Source organism: Ruminococcus sp. AM42-11 (assembly GCF_003480145.1).
In the GTDB taxonomy this organism is placed as follows: Bacteria; Bacillota; Clostridia; order Lachnospirales; family Lachnospiraceae; genus Blautia_A; species Blautia_A faecis.
The window spans coordinates 54,722-78,810 of sequence record NZ_QUIO01000022.1 but is presented as its reverse complement, the minus strand read 5'-3'; the positions used below and the strand labels follow the sequence as shown (position 1 = coordinate 78,810).

Genomic DNA, 24,089 nt, shown 5'->3' with positions numbered 1-24,089 from the left:
GAACCATGCGGTTCTGTGCGCTTATGCGGTATTAGCAGTCATTTCTGGCTGTTATCCCCCAGTATAAGGCAGGTTACCCACGCGTTACTCACCCGTCCGCCACTAGAAATAAATTAAATCCACCGAAGTTTCAATAAAGTATTTCCCGTTCGACTTGCATGTGTTAAGCACGCCGCCAGCGTTCATCCTGAGCCAGGATCAAACTCTCTGATAAAGTGTGTCAGCAATTCAGCGCTGCTTGCAGCGGCTAAATTGCGCATCACTGAGTGAGCAAAGCTCACGAAGTGTTTGATGCACTCAAGACAACCAACTAGCTTAGTTATCTCTCGTCATTACTGTTATAAAAAGTTCATTCATTTGAATGATGATTCGTTAAGAATTTTCGAGAATCGTATGTGTTTCACTGTTTAGTTATCAAGGTTGTTTGTCTGCCATCTCTTTGCGACAGCCTATTTACTTTATCATATCTTTCAGATCTTGTCAAGCACTTTTTTCAAAAGTTTTTCAGACCTTCAAGAAGCTGTATAAAGTTGTTTATTTCTGTCGTTCTGTTCAAGCGACTTGATTACTTTACCATAAGTTCAGTCGATTGTCAACAGTTAATTTAAATTTTCTGAAAACTATTTTATTTTTCAGCATTTCAGAAGCAATTCCTTGCGACAGCTTATTTACTATACCACTATCGCAAGGAATCGTCAAGCACTTTTTACAAAATCTTACAAAAATCTTTTAGATTTTTTCGCAGCAATCTCCATATTGCAGCCCAATAAAACACTCAATCTGAAAAGTCCTATCATAACAAGTACGCCATAATATACATCAAATATATTTTCTTTCATTTTTTAATTAAATTGTTTTCATAATGGAAGAATTTCTGTCACTGTACCGTTAGAACTTTTCCCATAAACAGCACTTCCTCATTTGCACTGTCGTAGATCAGAAATGCAAATGGCCGTGTCAGCTCAACATCTTTTATAATCGGATCCGTATCCATTGCAGACATGCATTCCATTGTCACTGCAGTCACAGCGGCAGCCTTAGTTCCATTTTCGTCTAGTTCCAGCTTTGTTTTCTGTAAAACAGAACTGACATGAACCGCTTTATCTGCAATGCCTGAAAAATCAGCAGCGTCTGAAAAAACATTCTCAAGTCCTATTCTGCTGAGGATATCACTTAACTCAGCGGTTGTTTCAAAATTCAACTTAGGCATTTTACAGTTAACTTCATCGTATTCCGGTTCTGATTTCAGAAGACCTTCAATATCCAGCTCATCAAGAGTAAAATCTCCTTCTGCTTTCGGCAAAATTCCAATGAAGCTCAGATTATTTGCATAGTATTTTTCAAATGCTATTGCCGCGTCATTTTCATAGTAATTATCACCGATGCTTGTCATGTACTTTGTTTCTTCGTTATCGCCGAATTTTTCTTTTTCATCAGAAACATCCCATGGATCCTGGGACCATCCGGATTCAAAATACAATGAATTGGTGAGACACAATTCACTGTTTTCATTAAGCATATCAGGTTTCATAATTTCCGGAATCAGCCCATCTGTATTTTCATTGCACCATGCATTAATAGTGTTGCATGTGTTTTCTTTATCAGAAAAATCAAGAATTTCAGCCTTTGCTTCAAAATTATCTTCTGCATTTTTTTGAAATTGTTCCTGCAGAGTCAGTCCCCGATTTACCCATAAAGCATCTGCAATTTTTAATTTCGATGTATAACCATAATTTTCGTCTTCTGTATTATAGCTTTTAATTACATTCATATACTTTCTGGCATATGCTGCAAAATCATCGGTTCCTAAATATTCATTTAATGCGTTTTTCGTTTCGCCCTTGGCACCTTCTGCAATCATGCCAAGGGCGAAGTTAAGGCTTGTGGGGCTGAACATTATATTGGAATCCTGATTTTCTTTGGCTATTTCATCTGTAAGGTTAATAGAATTCTGCAGATTAACTGATTTATCAAGATCAATGTTCTTTTCAGCTGCATTTAATTCTGCGTGACTGGCTGTGGCAGCATATGCATGGATTGGAGGAGCCATGGTTGTCATGAACGTCAGTGCTCCAGCAAAAAGTTTTATTTTATTCATGTATAACCTCCTTGTACGGTCGATAAAGTCCTTTTAGCAAAGGTTTTCTGCAAGTTTTTGTTTTATTTTAACATATTTGTTTCTTCTTTCTGTTATATTAATTTTCATTTAGTATAAGCGAATTTCCGTATTTACAAGCAGCTCTCCCTCATATTGTAGTTTAACAGAGAAAAAACGTTTTTCCTCTGAAAAAAGCAGGTTCAGAAAAACTTTATCACCTTCCCATGTAGGAAGCTCTGGCACTATTTTCTTATCAACCCAGCATAGTTCGCCTTCATTGCATTCAATCAGTTCTCCGGTATATCCATCGGCTGTAAATACACACATAAGCTCAGATTCACATTCGCTGTTTATAAAGGTTACCAGGCCACGAAATTTGTAGGAAGTAAGTGTGAGTCCTGTTTCTTCTTTTACTTCACGCAGAAGACATTCTTCAGGGGATTCCTGATCTTCTGTATGTCCACCTACACCGATCCATTTGCCTTTATTTATGTCATTTTGCTTTTTTACTCTGTGAAGCATCAAATATTTGCCATCGTTTTCGATATAGCATAAAGTAGTTATTGTCATTTATTCTCCTTCCCGCAAGCACTGCTTTTTTTCTGTAAAATATAAAACAAGGGCGATGCATATCAGTTTTATACATGCCCCTGTTTACTGTTTTAAATGGTTAGCTTCAGATTTCGCGTGTAGCTTCTTTCAGCCATTCTTTTTCCTCTTCTTCCAGATATGGAGAAATCTTTTTATATACCTGTGCATGATAATTATTAAGAAGTGCCCGTTCCTGCACAGTCATCAGCTCGGGAACAACAGCATCCAGATCAAACGGTACCATAGTCAGATGTTCAAAGCACATGAACTGGCCGAATGTAGTTTTCTCTGCTTTTTTGCATACAAGCAGGTTTTCGTGGCGGATTCCATATTGGTTTTCCACATAGTATCCAGGCTCATCTGATGTAATCATACCCTCTTCCAGTACTGCATTATCTCCCTGAATAATTCTCCAGCGGAAGCTGTTTGGTCCTTCATGAACATTCAGAAGATAACCAACTCCATGTCCTGTTCCATGATTAAAATCCTGTCCCATTTCCCACAGCGGACCACGCGCCAGATAATCCAGATTTACACCAGTACAGCCATAACGGAATTTGGCATTTCCAAGGTTCAGCATACCACGTAAAACAGCGGTAAAATATTTCTTCTGCTCGTCATTCACAGTGCCCATAGCAATTGTGCGGGTGGTATCTGTAGTACCTTCGTAATAGTGTCCACCTGTGTCTGCCAGAAGGAAATTGCCAGGCTCAATGGCAATATCTGTCTCTGATGTTGCAGAATAATGGTTGATTGCAGCATGAATGCCATAAGAAATAATGGGGTCAAAGCTGTTGTCGATAAAGTTCTCCTGCTGGGCACGGAAGCTGTACAGCTTCTCTCCTGCGCTTAACTCTGTCATTGTAATTTTGCCAACATTTTTCTTTAGCCAGCAGATGAATTTGGTAAGCGCAACTCCGTCTTTGATATGAGCGATACGTTCATTTTCTACTTCTACTGGATTTTTAATTGATTTTGGAAGAAAAGTCAGGTTAGCTTCATCCAGAATCGTTACTTCCTTCGGAATACTGTTTACCAGACGACAGTTGGCTTTCTTTTTACAAAGAAGAACTGTCATGTCTTTCTCAAATGTTTTTACATATTCATAAATGCTGTCATAGGGCAGAATGGTTACGCCATCCTTAGATAATGCGTCCAGAATTGAAGCCGAAAATGCTTTTTCATTTGCAAACAGCCTGATTTCTGTTTTTGTCATTATCAGATAAGAGAGAACAACCGGACAGCAATGTACATCGCCGCCACGAATATTCAGCAGCCATGCAATGTCATCCAGAGAAGTCAGTACAAATCCATCTGCACCTTTCTCTTCCATTGATTTACGGATTCTTGCACATTTGTCAGCACGGGATTCGCCTGCCCATTTTACATCCAGTTCCATAACCGGTTCACAGGAAAGTGCCGGACGATCTTCCCAGATTTCTCCTACCAGATCAGAATCCGTCTGAAGAGTGGCTCCTTTTTTTGCAAGAAGTTCGGTCAGTTCATCTGCTTCTTCGGCGCTGACGGTTCTTCCGTCAAAACCAAGGCACATTCCCTCGCCTAATTTTTCTTCCAGAAACTGGTGCACAGTGGGAACATCTGGTTCTCCCATTTTAAAAAGCTCTACACCCGTTCCCTCCAGCTGTGCGGCCGCCTGGATGAAATATCTTCCATCTGTCCACAATCCAGCCATATCCTGCATGATGACTGCTCTGCCGGCAGATCCGGTAAAACCTGTAATATATTTTCTGCACTTAAAATATTCTCCTACATATTCAGATGCATGAAAATCATCTGTGGGAACAAGATAAGCATCTATTTTCTTCTCTGCCATTACTTCCCGAAGTGCGGTGATTCGTTCTTTAACTGTCATAAAACTGACTCCTTCCAGTGAATTTTGTCTATTCCTATTATAATATCCACGTTACCCTTTCGCAACCTGTTTAAGAAAAAACACTTTTCTATTCCCAAAAGACGTGATATACTACCTTTCGAAATGAATGATATGCAAAATAGGATTTTATGCGTCAAGTGTTCGGTGAATGGGGAGTTGTCACTGAAACGAAAAGCACGTCTTACGGTATATTATCCGCACCCGTTGCAAGCACTATAAGAGGGATATCTCATATTGTGTCAGAGCCTGCCTGAAAGGGATTTTCTACAAGACGCACGTTGCGATTTGTGGAAACGTTTTTTAACAGGCTCAAGGGAATGTTTTCGACATACATTCTATCACAATTGGAGATATCCTTTTTTGCGTATTAAGCAGGCAGATATTCGAATTCGAAAATCCTTCCCCGGTTTTATCAAAAAAGGATAGTCTCCGCAATCAAATACAAAGGAGGTTATTTTTAATGGTTGACAAACAAAAAGTAGAACAGGCCATCCGCCTGCTTCTGGAAGGAATCGGTGAGGATATTACCCGGGAGGGACTGATTGATACTCCCGACAGAATTGCACGTATGTGCGAGGAAATTTACGGTGGTCTCGATCAGGAAGCAGATCACCATTTACTGAAGCAGTTTCCAGTAGAAAATAATGAGATCGTATTGGAAAAAGATATTACTTTTTACTCTATGTGCGAGCATCATCTGATGCCTTTTTATGGTAAGGCGCACCTGGCTTATATTCCCGATGGAAAAGTCACAGGGTTAAGCAAGCTGGCACGTACGGTAGAGGTTTATGCCAGAAGACCGCAGATCCAGGAACGCCTCACAGTACAGATTGCGGACGCTCTGGAGCGTGCCCTCTCTCCGAAGGGAATTATGGTTATGCTGGAAGCAGAACACACCTGCATGACCATGCGAGGCGTTAAAAAGCCAGGAAGCAAAACAATTACGACTGTAACCCGCGGAGCCTTCAAAGAAGATAAGGAGCTGCAGAAAATGTTCCTTTCCATGGTCGGAAAATGAGCAGTTCTTTTTCTGAAACAAACCGTATTTCTTTAATCTGGCGGCATCCCCTTTATCAAAAGCACTGTGAGAAAATACAGGAGCTTGAAAAAGATCGTATTTTCTGCAGACATACGCCGGAACACTTTCTGGATGTTGCCAGGCTGATGTATATTTATTCTCTGGAAAACAAGCTTAATCTGTCCAGGGAAATCATTTATGCCACTGCTCTTCTTCATGACATTGGCCGTGCGCAGCAATATCTGTCGGGTATTTCTCATGACATTGCAGGAGCTGAAATAGCCGGAAAGATTCTGGCCGATCTGCATTTTACAGAGCAGGAAAAAGAGGAAATATTATCTGCGATCAGTCAGCACAGGACGGATGGATCTGATAATGTATTGGCTATGCTGCTATATAAGGCTGATAAAAAGTCCAGAAATTGTTTTTCCTGTTCAGCAGCTTCAGAATGTTACTGGCCTTCTGAGAAAAAAAATCTGACAATTGAATATTAAGCCTTCTAAAAAATCTAACAGAAAGGATGGTTTCTATTTATGAAAATTGGAAATCGTTTTTTTGATACACAAAATCACACTTATATAATGGGAATTTTAAATATTACTCCTGATTCTTTTTCCGATGGCGGGAAATGGAATCATTTAGATGAAGCTTTGCGGCATACAGAAGCCATGATCGCGGATGGTGCGGATATTATCGATATTGGCGGGGAGTCTACGCGTCCCGGACACACGCCGGTCAGTGCAGAGGAAGAAGCTCAGAGAGTTTTGCCCGTTATCGAAGCGGTCAGAAAACGTTTTGACATTCCCATTTCTGTAGATACCTTCAAAAGCAGCGTGGCAGAAAGTGCGATTCAGGCCGGTGCAGATCTGGTCAACGATATCTGGGGATTAAAATATGATTCTGAAATGGGCGCTGTAATTGCCAAATATGATGCTGCATGCTGTCTCATGCACAATAAGTCCAATACAGAATATAACAATTTTCTCATTGATATGCTTTCTGAGACACAGGAATGTGTCAATCTTGCAAGAAAAGCAGGAATCAAAGATGAGAAAATCATTCTCGATCCAGGGGTTGGGTTTGGAAAAACATTTGAGATGAATCTGGAAACTATGAAGCATCTGGAGCTTTTTAAGAATCTGGGCTTTCCGGTTCTTCTTGGCACCTCACGCAAGTCGATGATCGGACTGGCACTTGACCTGCCTGTAGACCAGCGTGTAGAGGGAACACTGGCTACCAGTGTAATTGGTGTGATGAAGGGCTGTTCTTTTGTGCGTGTTCATGATGTCAAGGAGAACAGACGCGTGATCCAGATGACAGAAGCAATTTGGGGTTGTAATTGAGAGTAAAGAGGACATTCGCAATCCGCTTTGCTACTTGCTCATGAACGCAGTCGCGAAACGATTGCGTTCAAATTCCTCAAAATTGTAAATAGTCAACAGAAAGGAACAACTGTTATGGATGAAACCAGATTTGATAAAATAGAAATTAAAGAACTGGAAATTTTTGCCAACCATGGTGTCTATCCGGAAGAAAATGTACTTGGACAAAAATTTGTTATTTCTGCCACCCTCTTTACCCACACACGTCAGGCCGGGTTAACGGACGATCTGTCTGCTTCTATCAATTACGGAGAAGTCAGCCACATGATTACAGATTTCACCAGAAAACATACTTTTAAGCTTCTGGAAGCACTTGCAGAAAATCTTGCAGAGATGCTGCTCGACTCTCTTTCCGGTCTGGAACAGATCACACTGAAAATTGAAAAGCCATGGGCTCCTGTTGGTCTTCCACTGAAAACCGTATCTGTGGAAATCACAAGAAAATGGCATACTGCATACATTGCTTTTGGCTCTAATATGGGAGATAAAAAGCTGTTCATCGACAATGGGATACGTGGTTTGAAAAAAACAAAAGGATGCCGGATAGAGGCCGTTTCTGATTATCTTGTAACAGAACCTTATGGTGTTACCGATCAGGATGAATTTCTGAATGGAGTTTTGAAAATGCGTACCCTTCTTTCACCGGAAGAATTGCTGGAACGTCTTCATCAGCTGGAACAGGAGGCAAACCGGGAACGTATTATTCACTGGGGTCCTCGTACTCTGGATCTGGATATTCTCTTTTATGATCAGGAAATCATTGATACTGCAGATCTTCACATCCCCCATCCGGATATGCAGAATCGTGACTTTGTGCTGGCTCCTATGAACCAGATTGCCCCTTACCTCAGGCATCCTGTACTAAATCAGACAATTTCACAGCTTTTAAATATTCTTCTTTGCCGCTAAACGAACATGTCGCCTACCGGAGACATCACATATGAAAGTCAGCTGTTCCGCGCCTATGACGCTCCCACAGCTGCCGACCGCATTCGTAATCCGTGCTATCACGCCACCGTACGGTTCCGTATACAGCGGTTCAACCAACTTAACAAGTGACAATCTAACATTGGGGCTGCCGGAAAACAGGCAGCCCCTTGTGTAATAATTCGCATCTGCTGTCAGGAATTGAGACGCTGTCCGCAATATTCACAGTTGCACAGGCGGCCTTTTATTATCTGATTCTTTGCACCGCAGCTGGGACAGGTAACTGTAATATAAATCTTCTCATTCACACGTCTGTTTGGTGCAGTAATCAATATATAATTTTCTTCTCTGTCTATCTGAATATTTCGAATATACCCTTTGGCAATCATTTTTTCCAGTTTCCTTACAGCATCTTTTCCCATCTCAGTCTCAAACTTCTCAAATGAGAGCGTGCTCTGGGCATAAGATTCAAACCAACAGGCTATTTCTCTGGCTTTTTTCTTCTTCAATGCTTTCTGGATTTCCCGGAAGGTGGGATACAAAAATAACAATCCCAGTATAATCTCCGTTGCTGCCATTCCCCAGCGTCCTTCACCAATATATTTCTCTGCTGCGCCAATAGCTCCCAGAGTAAAAAGTATACAGAAGCCACAAAGAACCCATTTCAGTTTTCCTAACACTCCTGTTTTTTTATTCTTTTCTGTTAAAAAATCATTCATGTCTGTTTCCTCTTTCCCCAATTAATCAATCTCTGTTATATACGAAAGCCTGTTTAAAAAATCATTCCTGCAATCTGCACGCCCTGATGAATCTTCTGTCAGCATATACCAAAATCCGTCTGTCAGCCAGCTCCCAGCAAAAGCCACGCATCGCCTAACGGATCGTAATAATAAACCACATTATCTCCTGCCGCATAATATTTTTCTTTTGTAAAATGTTCCTCATGATCTGTCCCTATAACAAATACCGGACAGTTTCTTCCCTCAATATACTCCTCCGTACCGGTATACCACAGGGACATTCCAAGACCAAGGTAATAACTAACTTCGTCTGTTTGCGCAATCAAGTCCCTGGCAATATTTATATCCAATGAATAATCATACTCTGATTGATACTCATCCCAATCATAATATATTGAAAAATCATAGCAGTAGGCTTCCGCTGCAAGGTGTCCATCCTTTAGCGATACCATAGGATGGTATTGCACACTCATATTCTGCTTCTGCACAGAAACCATTACATTGGAAAAAATCTCGCTCATATTGCAGCGCAGGATAATGACTTCATTTTCCTGCCCCATATACCATGGATTGTTCAGATCTTCCAAATATTCCCCTTCTTCCGTAACCTGAGTCGGATAAATACTGATCTTACAATCAAGTCCTGGAACAATAGCATAGATTTCATAACCTCCTGCATCAACAACAGTTCCATCCTGCAAAAAAGGATAAGCCGCAGCCAATTCTTCCTGCCTGGTATATTCAAGTATCTCTGATGTATCTGCATTTTCATAAGTGTAGCCCAGAAATGCCATTCCAGCCTGGCATTCATTTTCTCTGATAATGTCTTGCAAAATTGCCAGATTCTCTTCTGCCCCAGAAGTTTGGGCAGATACTTCTCTCACACATTCACCGTAGTTACTAAAAGAAAACAGTACTGCGCAAACACATACAGCAATAGAAAATTTTTTCATACTTTCAGCTCCTTCCTGTCAGAATATGCCTATGCCTTTCTATTTCAGTGTGGTTACAATCAATTTACTTTCCAACGCAGCTGCTATCAGATCTTCCTTACAGCTATATCCTGCCTTGTCAATCATTTCCTGAAAATTCCATCTTACCCCGGAAGTCGAACAATCCATTTTCCTTGCAATCTCCGAATAGGACATCCCATGAATATACAAACGCAGCATTTCCAGTTGTCTTGGACTGATATCACCGCTTGTGATCCAGTTAAGTTCCACCTTTGGCGTTATATCCGGAAATACACGCTCACCATTTAAGGTTCTGTAAATCACACTCCGTATATCCTCTTCACCGTGATCTTTATACCAGAGACTGTCCGCACATCCGCTTTTTGCTCTTTCCAGCACCTTGGGATCGATCAGAGACGTAACAACCAATACCTTTGTATATGGGTACTTTTCCCTGATCATTTTTCCGGCGCTCAGCCCATCGTGATTATGAAATGTCTGAACATCCATGATTACAAGATCTATTACTGAATAATCACAGATTTTTACAGCTTCACGGGCATCCGAAATTGTCTGAACATGTCGAAATTCCGGATTCTGCATAAGAATATATTCAAAATACTTCTGCATGATCTTCTGATCTTCTACTATCAGTACACGTACCATCCAAACTCATCCTTTCTGTCAGCGGCATCTTCAATATCAGACAAAACTCAGGGACAAATGAAATTTGCATTGTGCAGTTCATTGATTCGGCTGCTTTTCTCAGTGCAGACAAACCACCGCCTTCTTCCGCATTTTTTTCAGGCGCATCTCCATCATTGGTGATCCGGATGTTGTATTCATTTGCATATTTGTCTATCTTCACAAAAACAACATTGCCGTGGGCATGTCTGGCACAGTTTGTCACACATTCACGGATTGCTCTGTCTGCCAGAACTCTGTAAGATGGATATAAAGGAAAGTTTCCGCTGATCTGAACCGAAATCCCAAGCTCCTCTGCATGTTTAATCGTATCCTCATACAGCTTTTCCATACTCTCTACGGCAGAACCGGTAAGAATATAAACCAGATGCTTCAATGCAGACAATTGTTTATCCATTTTGTCCTGATTTTCTTTTCTCTCCAATATTCTGCGTATTGACAGAAGACTTCGCCCAAAATTGTCATGGACTTGCATTTTCAAAGCAAGTGTTTCCTGCTCTCTGATTTTATCACCGATTTTTTTGTACATTTCCTCCAGCTTATGATTCAGGATTTCCAGCTTTTCATTGTTTGCCCTGATCTTTTCACTATTATAGTAAATTTCTGATACATTAACTGCTACTGTCTGCAGATATCCTGCACAATCCGGCTCCTGCAGACGATATTCCTGAAACATCCAGACAGAATCATCTGGCAAATAAAACACGTTACTGTCTTCGCTTAATCTAATAAGCCCTTCTGATGCAATTTCATTGTCCATTGCTTTTCGCAATGTATCATAATCCTGCAGATAAGCCCCCGTCATCATTCTGCACAATTCCTGCATCTTGGTATTACACAAAACGATCCTTCCAAGTGAATCCGAAAAGCATACTCCACACGGAACGTCATCCACAGCTTCATTCACAGACCAGTACGACAAGGAATGATTATATTTGTATCTCTCCTTCCAGATTGCCCAACAAAGATAAAATGTCAATGCAACAATCCCTGCTGCTAAAATACTGACCGGATAATCCTGGAGCATTGGCTGATATGCACTTTCTCCAATACTATATCTATGCTCATTCATCAAAGAAACCATAAGAACAAAAGAAACTGCAAAAACAGTTATTGCCGTTATCACTTTCTTTTTCCCGGAAAAACAGGTGATTCTTAACAGAAAGAGAATAAGTTCCAAAATCAGGCAGATTTCCAGAAGAATCATCAGAAAATTCTGCATTGCTATGCTGCATTCTACAAAACTATTCATCTGCCGCCTCTCTTTCTGAATATGCTGCACCCAACAAACCATTCTTTTTCATCTTCCTGCTGCACTTTAAGGTCCGGTCTTTCTGACATTAAGCCGCACAGATCTGCCTCTGATGCAATGTGAACGGAAATCCGAAGATCATCATCAATCTGCGACACACGGTAAAACATAGACTGCATCACATCAGATAGCCGTTCTGCAAGCCATTCAAAGGTATCATAGCATTTTAGTATATCCTCTGCATTCAGCTGAATATCTCCATTTTCCACATAATAAGCAGCCCGGATCCTGCATAATTTTAAACTGTCACAGGATTCTGCAAGACTTTGCCTGAGATCTTCCATAGTAAGCACATTTCCATCTGATGTATATTGTGTCAATACCAGATTTTTTCTCCGCTTCAAATATGTACCAATAACTACAATTTTACCGAGAAGCAGATCATATCGTTCCCTTGATTCCGTCCTTTCCAGTTCATCCATCAACTGCGACAGCAATTCCAGCTGTCCGGCAGTCTGATTCTGTATCATGTTTAACAGCCGATTCTATTCTTCTGTTTTTCTTCGCTCCGCTTCTTTCTCATAGGTTTTCTGCAGCAGTCTGTTTCTGGCAGTCAGTTCTTCCTGCTGTTCCCGAATATCCTGATATTGATCCAGCAATATTGAAATATCTTCTGACCAAAACAGATGTCCTCCCCTTATGGGAATATGGTTGATCCGGATTCCCTGTTCCTGCACAGATGATCTGTGAATGATCATTGTACGCATTTCAGGAGAAAGCTTGGGAAAATCACCAGAATGATAATAACGCTGAAAAGAATCATCTGTAATCTCTGCGTCTAGCCCTCCTGAAGTCTGGAATAATTCAAAATATCGATTGTTTGTCTGTATCAATCCGCATACTATACAGCCCTGATAAATTGCTGCCATTAAAAGACAACACACTGCTGTCATATCCCCTGCAAGGGTTTTGATGAAAGACAAATGAAATATATTTCCAACATTCCATCCCAGAAGCAATATTCCTGGAATGACTGGCAGCCAAAACTGTTTCTTTCCCGGAATCCTGCTTTTTCTGATCAGAATAATTTCCATTCCTGTCAGACAACTCAGCATCCACCCCTGAATCACTGCAAAAAGAATACCATAACTATAATCCCTATCCGAAAATGGAGGCTGTTTAGAAAACCGAAACACCAGCTGATGCAAATCATTTGTAAAAACACTTATGATCAATACTGCCGCCACAGTCAAAAGAATTATGATTTGTCTGACCGTTTTTTCTTCATCTTTTTCAACAAAAAACAATGCTGCTGACAGACCTAAAACAGGGATCAAGATCATCGGAATATAATACAGATACCAACATATATGTTCTCCAAGAGATTCATGAAAAATATGAAATTTCACTGTTCTTACAAAGAACCAGAATACCATCAGACAACCAATTGCAGTCAGACATCTGCGCATTTTTTTATATACTACATGCTTTTCCAGATAGATTACCCAGGCACAGTACAGCCCCAGGTAAATACAATTGCGGCACTGGTCTGCAAAATTTCTTGCAAAAGTATTTTTCGGTCTTACCAGCCTGCAGAAATAAGCCAGAAGCACGCTTATCAGAATTACTCCATACGACAACATCCTCTTTTTATTATATGTCATGAAAATTCCTCTCTCATTGTATACTTTTATAACAAGTATACTATAAAGCTCTGTTTTATTATATAGTTTTTAGAGAAATTGTCAATTTTCAGAGTTTTCCGATTATTGGTCACTGGTTTAGAATGAACAATAACCCTATTATCACGAACAGAGTGAACAATCATGTCCACTCTGTTTTTCATTACTTAAAACGGTCTTGGCTGACCACAATATTCGCAGAACCTTCCCACATTCTCTGCACCACACTGGCATCTCCACGATCCGCTATCAGGTTGCATTCCTGGGTTCATGTTCATTCCAGGACGCATTCCTGCGTTCATGCTCATTCCAGGCTGCATCCCTGTGTTCATGCTCGTTCCAGGCTGTATTCCGGCATCATTTTGTGTCAAAGCCGCAATGATCTGATGTCCAGTCTGCTCCACTTCCATCAATTCGCCTCTCTTTTCACTGCTTATGGAAAAAGTATTCAGACGAAAATCCATATCGTCAAACCATGGAGTGTTAACCTTAATGCGCATAGTATAATCAAACTCATAGTCATATATTGGCGGCTGATAGCTTACTGTCTTTCCATCCTTTGTATAGGTTTTCTCAATCTGTTGTCGATCCACCTCTACTCTACACTGTACAATAGCGGATAAAGGAACTATATCCGGATTTTCATTGACATCCAGTTTTCGTGCAACAGTAAAATTTCTCTTATGATCATCAATGAAAACAGTATAATTTCTGGTACTGATCTGACGGGTTATGCCAAAATCCATTACTGCCTTTTTGTTATTTTCACGATATTCCAATTGACGTTTTATATCCTCTACCGTACTGTGCCGCCGTTCCTCAAACCATGGTGATAATTTTTTGGCACAGTTTTTACATAGATTTCCGTCATCTAATTTTCGATTCCCCAGTAAACCTATTTTTTCTCCGCAGATATCACAGATTTTCTTATCAAATAATCCCATAGCTTTCCTTTCTTTTCTGCCGCACCAGAATCATGCAATTCTGGTGCGGCAGTATTTTACACTATTCTACAACATCTATTTTGTCAAAATATGTCTTTACGGAGAAGTCCTCCCCATCTGTTTCAGAAGTTTCTTCTTCACTGCCATCAGACTCCGGTTCAAAACACAGTTTTCCATCATCTAATAAACTGAGCCTCATAGTATCACAACTGAAAAGCATAGTTCCAGCCTCATCTCCCGCTGCAGTTTTCAATACCAGAATATTTCCATCCATTTCTCCCTGGAGTTCAGCTCTGCCCTCTTCTCCGCTTTCAATTACGATAAGCTCAGACTTATCTTCCTGAATAGACAACATCATCTCAAATCCGGTCAGTTCAGAATTGACAGGCATCTGCATTCCAAATGCATCCATCAAAGTGCAGATCCATTCTCCTTTGAAATCCTCCATGGTCGGGTTTTCCACCGGTTTGCCTGGTACATATGGCTCATACTCTTCCTTTTCCTGGCTTAGGATCATTGTCGTTCCATCTGCAGTTATCGTTATTTTGCCATCAGCATACTCACATTCTACCGTTTGATCGCTATAAGTCATCAACAATTTATCATTTTCTATTTTCCACTCTGATTGATCTGCCTCTGGTTCTTCCCCACTGTAGGACGTTATGGTTTCCATCTGACCGCCTTCTTTAATATCCACGGTCACTTCCATTCCCATTACTCCTGGATGAAACAAAATGTCTCCACCCATGGAAAGCTCATTTACATACCAGGTTCCAATAACATCCTTTTCTTCAAGTGCATAAGCATTCACGCTCATCAGGCCTGTCATTAAGACTCCAACTGTTCCAGCCACCCACAGTCTCATTTTTTTGTTCATAAAAACATCTCCCTTCTTGTTATTATCGTGTTTTTTGTTATTTTCATTATACGTGAATGCTTTCCTATTTGCACTAGCACTTCTGACAGTAACTGAACTGATCGGGTACATCGAATATTAAGCAACCGCCATATTGACTTGTCTGATTTTTCATCTGCTGCGCCTACGTCAGTCACTGTAGCCACCCAGAATTTAATCCACACAAGAAAAGCCTGTGATACCACCCTTTTCAGGCAGTATCGCAGGCTCACTTTACGCTACGACATAATAAACATTACATGTTTATATTATATATTTATAATGCGGACTTGCCGCGGGTAATTCTTATTCCTCTGTTCCGTACAGAGTGATCAGCTTCTGCAGATACTCGTATCTTGCCTTAGCCTCGGACTGGTTCTTAGCGAACAGTCTGGCAGCTTTCTCAGGATTCTGACGCTGTAAGGAGTTGTAACGAACCTCACCATTCAGGAATTCCTGATAATCTGTCATATCCGGTGCTTTGGAATCAAGGCTGAACTTGCTTCCCTCAGCAGCTGGATTGAAGCGGAAGTTATGCCAGTATCCACACTTAACAGCAAGCTCTTCCTCTGTCTGAGCTTTTGACATACCTTTCTTAATACCATGGTTGATACATGGAGCGTATGCAATGATAAGGGATGGTCCCGGATAAGCCTCTGCCTCTGCAATTGCTTTGATAGCCTGGTTGAAGTCAGCTCCCATAGAGATCTGAGCAACATATACATAACCATAGCTCATTGCGATAGAAGCCATATCTTTCTTCTTGGTCTCTTTACCGCCAGCTGCGAACTGTGCGATCGCACCTGTAGGTGTAGACTTGGAAGACTGTCCGCCTGTGTTGGAGTAAACCTCTGTATCGAATACCATAACGTTGATGTCACGTCCGCTTGCGAGAACATGGTCAACACCACCGAATCCGATATCGTAAGCCCATCCGTCACCACCGAAGATCCACTGGGATTTCTTAGCAAGGAAGTCTTTCTGTGTAAGAATGTCTTTTGCTTTGTCGCATCCGCAAGCCTCAAGAGCTGCAACCAGTTTCTCTGTTGCTGCACCGTTGGTAGCACCGCATGCGAAAGTATCCAGCCATTCCTGACCAGCAGCTTTAACATCTGCATTATCGCCGTTAGCTACAACATCTTCAATTTTTGCTTTCAGGCCATCACGGATAGCTTTCTGAGCAAGAAGCATACCATAACCGAACTCAGCGTTATCCTCGAATAAGGAGTTGCCCCATGCAGGACCCTGTCCCTTAGCATTTACGGTATATGGTGTAGAAGGTGAGGAGTTACCCCAGATAGAGGAGCATCCTGTAGCGTTTGCAATGTACATTCTGTCACCAAACAGCTGAGTGATCAGTTTTGCGTAAGGTGTCTCACCACATCCTGCGCAAGCTCCTGAGAACTCAAGAAGCGGCTGTTTGAACTGGCTTCCCTTAACAGTTGTCTCTTTGAATTTAGCGATAACGTCTTCTTTAACCGGAAGAGTTACACCGTAATCGAAGTATTTCTGCTCGCCCATGTTTGCTTCAAGGTTTTCCATAGCAAGTGCCTTAGCACCTTTCTTGCCTGGGCAGACGTTCGCACAGGAACCACATCCTGTACAGTCAAGAGCGGATACAGTCATTGTAAACTGATATTCATCTTTCATACCAGTCATTGGTAATGTCTTGATTCCCTCTGGAGCATTTGCAGCCTCTTCAGCTGTAAGAGCTACCGGACGAATAACTGCGTGTGGGCAGACATAAGCACATCTGTTACACTGGATACAGTTCTCCGGATTCCATACAGGGATATTTACAGCGATACCACGTTTCTCGTATGCAGCAGCACCGGATGGTGTAGTACCGTCAACATAATCTTTAAATGCAGATACAGGCAGTGTATTACCTTCCTGAGCATTAACCTTAGCCTGGATGTTGTTAACGAAATCAACAACTTCCTGACGTCCTTCTGTAGCGTGAGTCATATGAAGACCCTCGTCTGCAGCATCTTTCCAGCTCTCTGGAACCTGAATCTCAACAACCTGCTTAGCACCAGCATCGATAGCTGCCCAGTTCTTCTGAACAACATCATCACCTTTACGTCCGTATGTTGCTTTCGCAGCAGCCTTCATAAGCTCGATAGCCTGCTCCTCCGGAATGATTCCGGTAAGTTTGAAGAATGCGGACTGAAGGATTGTGTTGATACGTGTTGGTCCCATGCCGGTCTCAATACCGATCTTAACACCGTCGATGGTGTAGAATTTGATACCGTGGTTAGCGATAAATGCCTTAACCTGTCCTGGAAGATGTTTCTCAAGACCTTCCATATCCCATGCACAGTTCAGAAGGAATGTACCGCCGTCAACCAGCTCCTGTACCATGTTATATTTGTTCACATAGGACGGATTGTGGCATGCTACAAAGTTTGCTTTGTGGATCAGGTAGGTAGATTTGATCGGTTTCTTACCAAAACGAAGGTGGGACATTGTAACACCACCTGACTTCTTGGAGTCATAATCAAAGTATGCCTGAGCGTACATATCTGTATTGTCACCGATGATCTTGATGGAGTTCTTGTTAGCACCTACAGTACCATCAGCACCAAGTCCCCAGAACTTACAGTTTGTTGTTCCCTCTGGAGTGGTTACAAGCGGAGCGCCTGTCTCAAGGGAAAGGTTTGTAACATCATCAACGATACCAAGAGTAAATTTCTCTTTCTCAGTATTGTCATAAACAGCTACGATCTGAGCCGGTGTTGTGTCCTTGGAACCAAGTCCGTAACGTCCGGAGAAGATCTTAACGCCGTCAAATTTGCTGTTCTTAAGTGCAGCAACAACATCAAGATACAGAGGCTCGCCCTGAGCTCCTGGCTCTTTTGTTCTGTCCAGAACTGTGATCTGTTTAACTGTCTCAGGAATAGCATCGATAAGAGCCTGTGCACAGAATGGTCTGTAAAGACGAACTTTAACAACACCAACTTTTCTGCCAGCTGCCATTAAGTAGTCGATTGTCTCCTCAATCGTATCATTTACAGAACCCATAGCTACGATAACGTGCTCTGCATCTGCTGCTCCATAGTAGTTGAACAGCTTGTAATCGGTACCGATCTTAGCGTTAACTTTGTCCATGTACTCCTGTACGACTGCCGGAAGAGCATCGTAGTATGGGTTACATGCCTCTCTTGCCTGGAAGAAGATATCCGGGTTCTGAGCGGAACCTCTCTGACATGGATGGTTCGGATTCAGTGCGTGATCACGGAATGCCTGAATAGCGTCCATATCTGCCATATCTTTCAGGTCTTCATAGTCCCATGTCTCAATCTTCTGGATCTCGTGAGATGTACGGAATCCGTCGAAGAAATTGATGAATGGAACTTTTCCCTTGATTGCTGCAAGATGTGCTACCGGAGTAAGGTCCATAACTTCCTGTACGGAAGACTCACACAGCATTGCGCAACCAGTCTGACGACAGGCCATAACATCGGAATGATCTCCGAAAATGGAAAGTGCGTGGGAAGCAAGTGCACGAGCGGATACGTTGAATACACCCGGAAGCTGCTCACCAGCGATCTTGTAAAGGTTCGGGATCATCAGTAACAGACCCTGGGATGCTGTATAGGTAGTAGTAAGGGCACCAGCTGCAAGAGATCCGTGTACTGCACCAGCAGCACCAGCCTCAGACTGCATCTCTGTTACCTGTACTTCCTGTCCAAAGATGTTCTTTCTTCCCTGGGTTGCCCACTCGTCTGTAGCCTCAGCCATAACAGATGAAGGGGTGATCGGGTAAATTGCAGCTACATCAGAAAAAGCGTATGATGCATGAGCGGCTGCATGGTTACCATCCATGGTTTTCATCTTTCTTGCCATAGTTTGTTTTTCCTCCTTAAAGGTATGATGAAAATAATATTTCTAGACACAATGTGTCTAAAAGTCCATATGACATTATAGCATAATCTTCCAATGATGTCTATTTTGATTTTTGTACATTATCACATACAAAGATTACCAGAAAGCAGAAAAAAAGCCAGCCAGATACTCCTTTATGGAGTCTGACCAGCTTTTTAGCATATTACATTTCCGGCATGAGAACTTCCTGAAGGGATTTTCTCTTAAGCATTTCCCACACCCCCTGCTGAATCTCACAGAGTTCTCTGTGCATGTAGCAAGGAAGATGATCTCCTTTTCCATCTGTTGGACACTCATAACCTGAAGCCATACATTCTATAATGAACAAATCCGGGTCAATAGCCTTATATACGTCAAACAGAGTCAGTTCACCAAGTGATTTATTCATGGCATATCCACCATGGACTCCGCGATATCCTTTCACAATACCGGCTTTCTGAAGTTTCTTTAGTATCTTATAGGCAAAGGGAGCGGTAATGGATTCCTTCTCGCAGATTTCATTAACGCTAAGGCGAGTTTCCCCTGACAGTGCCCGAAGAACTCTTGCTGCGTAATCGCACTCTCTTGTAATAAACATGTCTGTACCTTCTCCTTACTGGACACAAATCATACTGATTCTTATATTATGTCCTTTTTCTTCTATTCCCCTCCCAGTATGTTCAAATTATAGCAATTTTCAACTTCTATTTCAATAGTTTTTTAATTTTTTTAACATTAATTTCACACTATTTTTAGTTATCGACTGTTTTTAGACGTTTATTTATTTCCAGGCAGATTTCTTCCGCTGTCCGATTGTCTGTTTTTATAACAAAGTCTGCAGCAGCTTCATACTTGGGACGCCTTGCCTCCATCAATTCTTTTATGTATTCCGGATTCATATTTTTTTCCAGAAGAGGTCTGTTGTGGCTGCCTTTCACTCTTTCGTAAACAGTCTCTGGTTCTGCTGTCAAAAGAACAATCGTTCCATTCTTCTTCATCTCATCTACATTGCACTGACGCATTACAGTTCCTCCGCCACACGATACTACGATATTATCCATGGCAGAAATTTTTTTTACAAGTTCGGTCTCCAGATTCCGAAAATATTCTTCCCCTTTTTTTCAAAAATTTCTGGAATGCTCATTCCCTGTTCCTGAACAATCTGCTCATCCATCTCAATTTTGTCAAAACCGCATACCTCATGCAGGCAATTCAGGATCATACTTTTACCGGTTCCCATAAAACCGGTAAGATATATCTGTTTCTTCGGCATAATTTTTCCTCCAGTTGAATGCCAGGGAAGCAGCACCGTACACCACCTTTTAGAAAAAACTTCCGGTGCTTTTATTCATTCTGGCATTATATTCAGCCATTATAACAGCGGCTTTTTTTTTTGTAAAGTCTAAGGTTTTTGGATTTTGTGAGTTTTCTCCATGTTTCTGCTGTAAAACAGCCTTTAAACAAGAAATAATTGTTGCAAATTTGCCAGTTTACGATAAAATGAAAATCGGCTATACTTATCATTATATGTGTATTTATAAGGATAACGTTTTAATATAGGAGGAAAATATGATTTCAGCAAACAATATTACTTTGCGAGTTGGAAAGAAAGCTCTTTTCGAAGATGTTAATATCAAATTTACAGAAGGAAACTGCTACGGACTTATTGGCGCCAACGGTGCAGGAAAATCTACATTTCTGAAGATTCTTTCCGGTCAGCTGGAGCCTACCAAGGGCGACATTGTGATCACACCAGGACAGCGTCTCTCTTTTTTACAGCAGGATCACTTCAAATATGATGCCTATACAGTTCTCGACACTGTAATTATGGGTAACCTTCGTCTCTATGAGATCATGAAAGAGAAGGAAGCCATTTACGCCAAGGAGGATTTTACCGACGAAGACGGAATCCGTGCCAGCGAGCTTGAAGGTGAATTCGCAGAGATGAACGGATGGGAAGCAGAATCCGATGCTGCTACTCTTCTGAACGGTCTTGGAATTGACACTGAATTCCACTATGCACAGATGGCTGACCTGACCGGTAGCATGAAGGTCAAGGTTCTTCTTGCACAGGCACTTTTCGGAAATCCTGACATTCTGCTGCTGGATGAGCCTACCAACCATCTGGATCTTCCCGCGATTGAGTGGCTTGAAGAATTCCTGATCAATTTTGATAATACTGTTATCGTAGTATCCCATGACCGTTACTTCCTGAACAAGGTTTGTACACAGACTGCTGATATTGATTATGGCAAAATTCAGCTGTACGCTGGTAACTATGATTTCTGGTATGAATCCAGCCAGCTTCTGATCAAGCAGATGAAAGAAGCAAATAAGAAAAAAGAAGAGAAGATCAAAGAGCTCCAGGAATTTATTTCCCGATTCAGTGCTAACGCTTCCAAGTCCAAGCAGGCAACCTCCCGTAAGAGAGCCCTTGAGAAAATCCAGCTGGATGACATGCGTCCTTCCAGCCGTAAATATCCATACATTGATTTCCGCCCGAACCGTGAAATTGGAAATGAAGTTCTCATGGTCGAAAATCTTTCCAAAACCATTGATGGCGTGAAGGTTCTGGATAACATTTCCTTCACTCTTGGACGTGAGGACAAGGTTGCTTTCGTTGGTGCCAATGAGCAGGCGATCACTACTTTCTTCAAGATCATCACTGGAGAAATGGAACCGGATGAAGGTAATTACAAATGGGGAATCACTACCACCCAGGCTTATTTTCCCAAAGACAATACTCAGGAATTCGATAACGACCTTACGATCACAGACTGGCTGACACAGTATTCTGAGATCAAGGACGCCACTTATGTGCGTGGTTTCCTTGGACGTATGCTCTTCCCTGGTGAGGATGGTGTGAAACGTGTCCGCGTACTTTCCGGTGGCGAGAAGGTTCGCTGCCTTCTTTCCAAAATGATGATTTCCGGTGCCAACATCCTAATTCTGGATGAGCCTACCAACCATCTGGACATGGAGTCCATCACTGCATTGAACAATGGTCTGATCAAATTCCCGGGGGTAATTCTTTTCACCTCTCATGATCATCAGTTTGTTCAGACAACTGCAAACCGTATTATGGAAATTCTTCCAAATGGTACTATGATTGACAAGATCACTACTTATGACGAATATCTTGCAAGTGATGAGATGGCCAAAAAGCGCCATGTCTTTGAGATTACTGAAGAAGACGCTCAGGATAATTAAAACGCGTTTGAAAAGTCTTTCCGCAAGATGTACGACACAGATTTTCCAAACACATTCTTAAAAAGCTCCTCCTGCCAAATCAACTGACAGGAGGAGCTTTTCGCAGATATTGCTATTTACTTTTCTAGAGCATGTTTGAAAATGGGTTCAGGGTTTATTTACTGTTTCCTGCATATCCGCTTACCTTGATATAATCAGACGGATAGTAATAAGTTACATTGCCTTTCTTCGTGGTCAGAACACCTGTATAAGATCTTCCGGCAGAGCTCTGTGGAATCAGCATAAAATGATACTTGGTGCTTCCATTGGTAGTCAGATATTTTCTCTTATAGAGTTTGCCGCCCTTCTTATTGGTGTAGCGTCTGAATGCCACATACTTGGACTTGAAGCTGTAATTTTCATAAGAGGTTGTGTTTAATCTACGATTAATGTTAGCACCCTTTTTAGCCGCAACAATTAATGGTAAAGTAGAAAGATTGCTTCCGGTTCTTGTCATCTTGATCCACTGACCTTTCTTGATGGTCCTTGTGTTCTTCAGTGGACTATGGCTGGAGCTCTGGTATGCTGCTGTAAGCTTGCTCTTAGCATTCGGTGAGGTAATTTTCACGCTAAGCTTCACAGAACCTGATGTAACCTTAAGGCAGGCGATCATTCCTTGATTGGAAGAGGTGCTGCTCTTAATGTATGTGTTGTTAATAATCTGGCCAGAATCTGTTCTGGCGCCCTTCAAAGCTTCTGCTTCTCCGCCATATGCATATACAATATCATATCTGGTGCCGGAACTCTGCGGCTGAATGCGGTAACTGTAATTCGTAATCGCATTTGACTGAATATTGGTATTCAATAAATGAATACATCTGCCTGCTTTTACTGTGATTGGTTTAAACGATTTGGTTGCCGCTGATACCGGCAAGGTACAAAGCATGGTCATAGCAGCCGCTGCGACCCCGATCAATAGTTTCTTAAACTTCTTTCCTTCTCTCATAAATCCTCCTTGCCGCTCGTCTTGCGAGCTTAATATAATACATTTGCTGGTGGCTTTTGCTTACCGAACCCTTATCAGGAACACTTTATCATTTGTTTCTGATTCGCACTGCTGACTGTGCCAGAGTGTGTTTGAAAAAGGCATTTGGCATATAGCAGCATGCAGTGTTTTCTTTATAAACATTTTAGCATATTTCGCTTTGTTTTCTGTAAAATATATGTTTCTTACTCTTCTGCTGTGATTGCAGCCAGTTTGCCGCCTGTCACTTTCAGAAGATCCGCTACCGGCACTTTCAAGGTCAGGCCGATTCTCCCCCCGCTTACATAAATTTCCTGAAAATTTCCTGCCGAAGCATCAAAAACCGTGGGAAAAGGTTTCTTCATTCCAATAGGGCTGCAGCCACCGCGAACATAGCCTGTGATCTTCGTAATATCTTTCACATGGATCATATCCACAGCCTTCTCTCCTACAGCCTTGGCAGCCGCTTTCCGGTCCACTTCTTTCTCGATTGGAACTACAAATACATAATATCCACCGCTTTTCCCTTCCATCACAAGCGTTTTAAAGGACTGCTCATAAGGCGCTCCTGTAATATCCGCACAATGGATTCCATCAATAAATTCATCACATTCATAGGCAAGTGTTTCATACTTTACCTTCTGTCTGTCCAGCATTCGCATTGCATTTGTCTTTGCTTCTTTTGCCATTTCGGGTCGACCTCCTGTAATGTATTGGCATAGTAAAGTTTTACCATAGAATTATGTTTTCGTCAATGAAATCTGTCGGGCTGATTTTGTTCCAGAAAAAAAGGAGGGCCAGGACTTATCAAAAAGTCCTGGCAAGTATGAAAAAGAAAATATGATCTATACGATTAAAAAGGTTATCGCCTTTGTTTGATTATTAATATACCTGAAATCTGTGATGAAATTGTGAGGGAGATTTGATG

21 protein-coding genes, 1 rRNA gene, 1 pseudogene and 1 riboswitch are annotated in these 24,089 nt (G+C 41.6%); of the genes and pseudogenes, 6 read left to right on the top strand and 17 right to left on the bottom strand.

Going from position 1 to position 24,089, the window contains the following annotated elements; genetic code table 11:
• The 4 genes from DW904_RS13750 to DW904_RS13735 all read right to left on the bottom strand — a co-directional run.
• Nucleotides 1-214: ribosomal RNA gene (locus DW904_RS13750) — 16S ribosomal RNA — on the bottom strand; the annotation flags it as partial.
• A gap of 663 nt (nt 215-877) precedes the next feature.
• Entirely contained in the window at nt 878-2,098 is a 1,221-nt protein-coding gene (locus DW904_RS13745; RefSeq protein ID WP_118581507.1) for a serpin family protein, read from the bottom strand.
• A 108-nt stretch (nt 2,099-2,206) separates the two neighbouring features.
• The gene (locus tag DW904_RS13740) at nt 2,207-2,668 is read right to left on the bottom strand and encodes an 8-oxo-dGTP diphosphatase (protein WP_118581504.1); all 462 of its coding nucleotides are present in this window, start codon (nt 2,666-2,668) and stop codon (nt 2,207-2,209) included.
• Between the two features lie 106 nt (nt 2,669-2,774).
• Nucleotides 2,775-4,562 carry an aminopeptidase P family protein gene (locus tag DW904_RS13735; RefSeq protein ID WP_118581501.1) on the bottom strand — a complete coding sequence of 596 codons (1,788 nt, stop codon included), beginning with the start codon at nt 4,560-4,562 and terminating at the stop codon, nt 2,775-2,777.
• A gap of 133 nt (nt 4,563-4,695) precedes the next feature.
• A riboswitch (THF riboswitch) is annotated at nt 4,696-4,792 on the top strand.
• Nucleotides 4,793-5,043: 251 nt separating this feature from the next.
• Between DW904_RS13735 and folE the strand changes: the two genes are divergently transcribed.
• From folE to DW904_RS22940, 5 genes are all read left to right on the top strand, one after another.
• Nucleotides 5,044-5,601, top strand: coding sequence for a GTP cyclohydrolase I FolE (gene folE, locus DW904_RS13730; RefSeq protein ID WP_118581498.1), 558 nt, complete (start codon nt 5,044-5,046; stop codon nt 5,599-5,601).
• A complete protein-coding gene (locus tag DW904_RS13725) occupies nt 5,598-6,095 on the top strand; it encodes an HD domain-containing protein (RefSeq protein WP_118581495.1) in 498 nt (165 codons plus the stop codon). Before folE ends, DW904_RS13725 begins: the two co-directional genes overlap by 4 nt.
• Nucleotides 6,096-6,134: 39 nt before the next feature.
• Nucleotides 6,135-6,944, top strand: coding sequence for a dihydropteroate synthase (gene folP, locus DW904_RS13720; protein WP_118581492.1), 810 nt, complete (start codon nt 6,135-6,137; stop codon nt 6,942-6,944).
• A 114-nt stretch (nt 6,945-7,058) separates the two neighbouring features.
• The gene (folK, locus tag DW904_RS13715) at nt 7,059-7,892 is read left to right on the top strand and encodes a 2-amino-4-hydroxy-6-hydroxymethyldihydropteridine diphosphokinase (RefSeq protein WP_118581489.1); all 834 of its coding nucleotides are present in this window, start codon (nt 7,059-7,061) and stop codon (nt 7,890-7,892) included.
• A 31-nt stretch (nt 7,893-7,923) separates the two neighbouring features.
• Nucleotides 7,924-8,088, top strand: coding sequence for a hypothetical protein (locus tag DW904_RS22940; RefSeq protein ID WP_173772581.1), 165 nt, complete (start codon nt 7,924-7,926; stop codon nt 8,086-8,088).
• 16 nt (nt 8,089-8,104) lie between these two features.
• Here DW904_RS22940 and DW904_RS13710 read toward each other — a convergent pair whose 3' ends face one another.
• The 11 genes and pseudogenes from DW904_RS13710 to DW904_RS13665 all read right to left on the bottom strand — a co-directional run bounded on the left by DW904_RS13710 (nt 8,105) and on the right by DW904_RS13665 (nt 20,170).
• The gene (locus DW904_RS13710; RefSeq protein WP_118581486.1) at nt 8,105-8,629 is read right to left on the bottom strand and encodes a hypothetical protein; all 525 of its coding nucleotides are present in this window, start codon (nt 8,627-8,629) and stop codon (nt 8,105-8,107) included.
• 122 nt (nt 8,630-8,751) lie between these two features.
• Complete coding sequence (locus DW904_RS13705; RefSeq protein WP_118581483.1) at nt 8,752-9,603, bottom strand: hypothetical protein; 852 nt, start codon at nt 9,601-9,603, stop codon at nt 8,752-8,754.
• Between the two features lie 39 nt (nt 9,604-9,642).
• Complete coding sequence (locus DW904_RS13700; RefSeq protein ID WP_118581480.1) at nt 9,643-10,269, bottom strand: response regulator transcription factor; 627 nt, start codon at nt 10,267-10,269, stop codon at nt 9,643-9,645.
• Nucleotides 10,217-11,560 carry an ATP-binding protein gene (locus DW904_RS13695; protein ID WP_118581477.1) on the bottom strand — a complete coding sequence of 448 codons (1,344 nt, stop codon included), beginning with the start codon at nt 11,558-11,560 and terminating at the stop codon, nt 10,217-10,219. The genes DW904_RS13700 and DW904_RS13695 overlap by 53 nt, the downstream gene beginning before the upstream one ends.
• Nucleotides 11,557-12,090: a hypothetical protein gene (locus DW904_RS24050; protein ID WP_226855149.1), complete on the bottom strand. Its 534-nt coding sequence runs from the start codon at nt 12,088-12,090 to the stop codon at nt 11,557-11,559. The genes DW904_RS13695 and DW904_RS24050 overlap by 4 nt, the downstream gene beginning before the upstream one ends.
• A 15-nt stretch (nt 12,091-12,105) precedes the next feature.
• Nucleotides 12,106-13,224, bottom strand: a complete 1,119-nt coding sequence (locus tag DW904_RS13690) for a histidine kinase N-terminal 7TM domain-containing protein (protein WP_226855147.1) — start codon at nt 13,222-13,224, stop codon at nt 12,106-12,108.
• A 185-nt stretch (nt 13,225-13,409) separates the two neighbouring features.
• Nucleotides 13,410-14,186, bottom strand: a complete 777-nt coding sequence (locus DW904_RS13685; protein WP_118581474.1) for a DUF4428 domain-containing protein — start codon at nt 14,184-14,186, stop codon at nt 13,410-13,412.
• Nucleotides 14,187-14,247: 61 nt separating this feature from the next.
• A complete protein-coding gene (locus DW904_RS13680) occupies nt 14,248-15,063 on the bottom strand; it encodes a hypothetical protein (RefSeq protein ID WP_118581471.1) in 816 nt (271 codons plus the stop codon).
• 324 nt (nt 15,064-15,387) lie between these two features.
• Nucleotides 15,388-18,930, bottom strand: a complete 3,543-nt coding sequence (gene nifJ, locus DW904_RS13675) for a pyruvate:ferredoxin (flavodoxin) oxidoreductase (RefSeq protein WP_118581468.1) — start codon at nt 18,928-18,930, stop codon at nt 15,388-15,390.
• Nucleotides 18,931-19,132: 202 nt separating this feature from the next.
• Nucleotides 19,133-19,546 (bottom strand): Rrf2 family transcriptional regulator, encoded by a 414-nt coding sequence (locus DW904_RS13670; protein ID WP_118581465.1) that lies wholly within the window; start codon nt 19,544-19,546, stop codon nt 19,133-19,135.
• Nucleotides 19,547-19,700: 154 nt separating this feature from the next.
• Nucleotides 19,701-20,170: pseudogene (locus DW904_RS13665) on the bottom strand (shikimate kinase).
• 347 nt (nt 20,171-20,517) lie between these two features.
• On the opposite strand from DW904_RS13665, the gene DW904_RS13660 reads away from it, so the two are divergent.
• Nucleotides 20,518-22,158, top strand: a complete 1,641-nt coding sequence (locus DW904_RS13660; RefSeq protein ID WP_118581462.1) for an ATP-binding cassette domain-containing protein — start codon at nt 20,518-20,520, stop codon at nt 22,156-22,158.
• Between the two features lie 154 nt (nt 22,159-22,312).
• Here the strand turns inward: DW904_RS13660 and DW904_RS13655 are convergent, their stop codons facing one another.
• Nucleotides 22,313-23,143 (bottom strand): hypothetical protein, encoded by an 831-nt coding sequence (locus DW904_RS13655; protein WP_118581459.1) that lies wholly within the window; start codon nt 23,141-23,143, stop codon nt 22,313-22,315.
• Nucleotides 23,144-23,367: 224 nt separating this feature from the next.
• Nucleotides 23,368-23,850: a Cys-tRNA(Pro) deacylase gene (gene ybaK, locus DW904_RS13650; RefSeq protein WP_118581456.1), complete on the bottom strand. Its 483-nt coding sequence runs from the start codon at nt 23,848-23,850 to the stop codon at nt 23,368-23,370.
• Between the last annotated feature and the right edge of the window lie 239 nt (nt 23,851-24,089).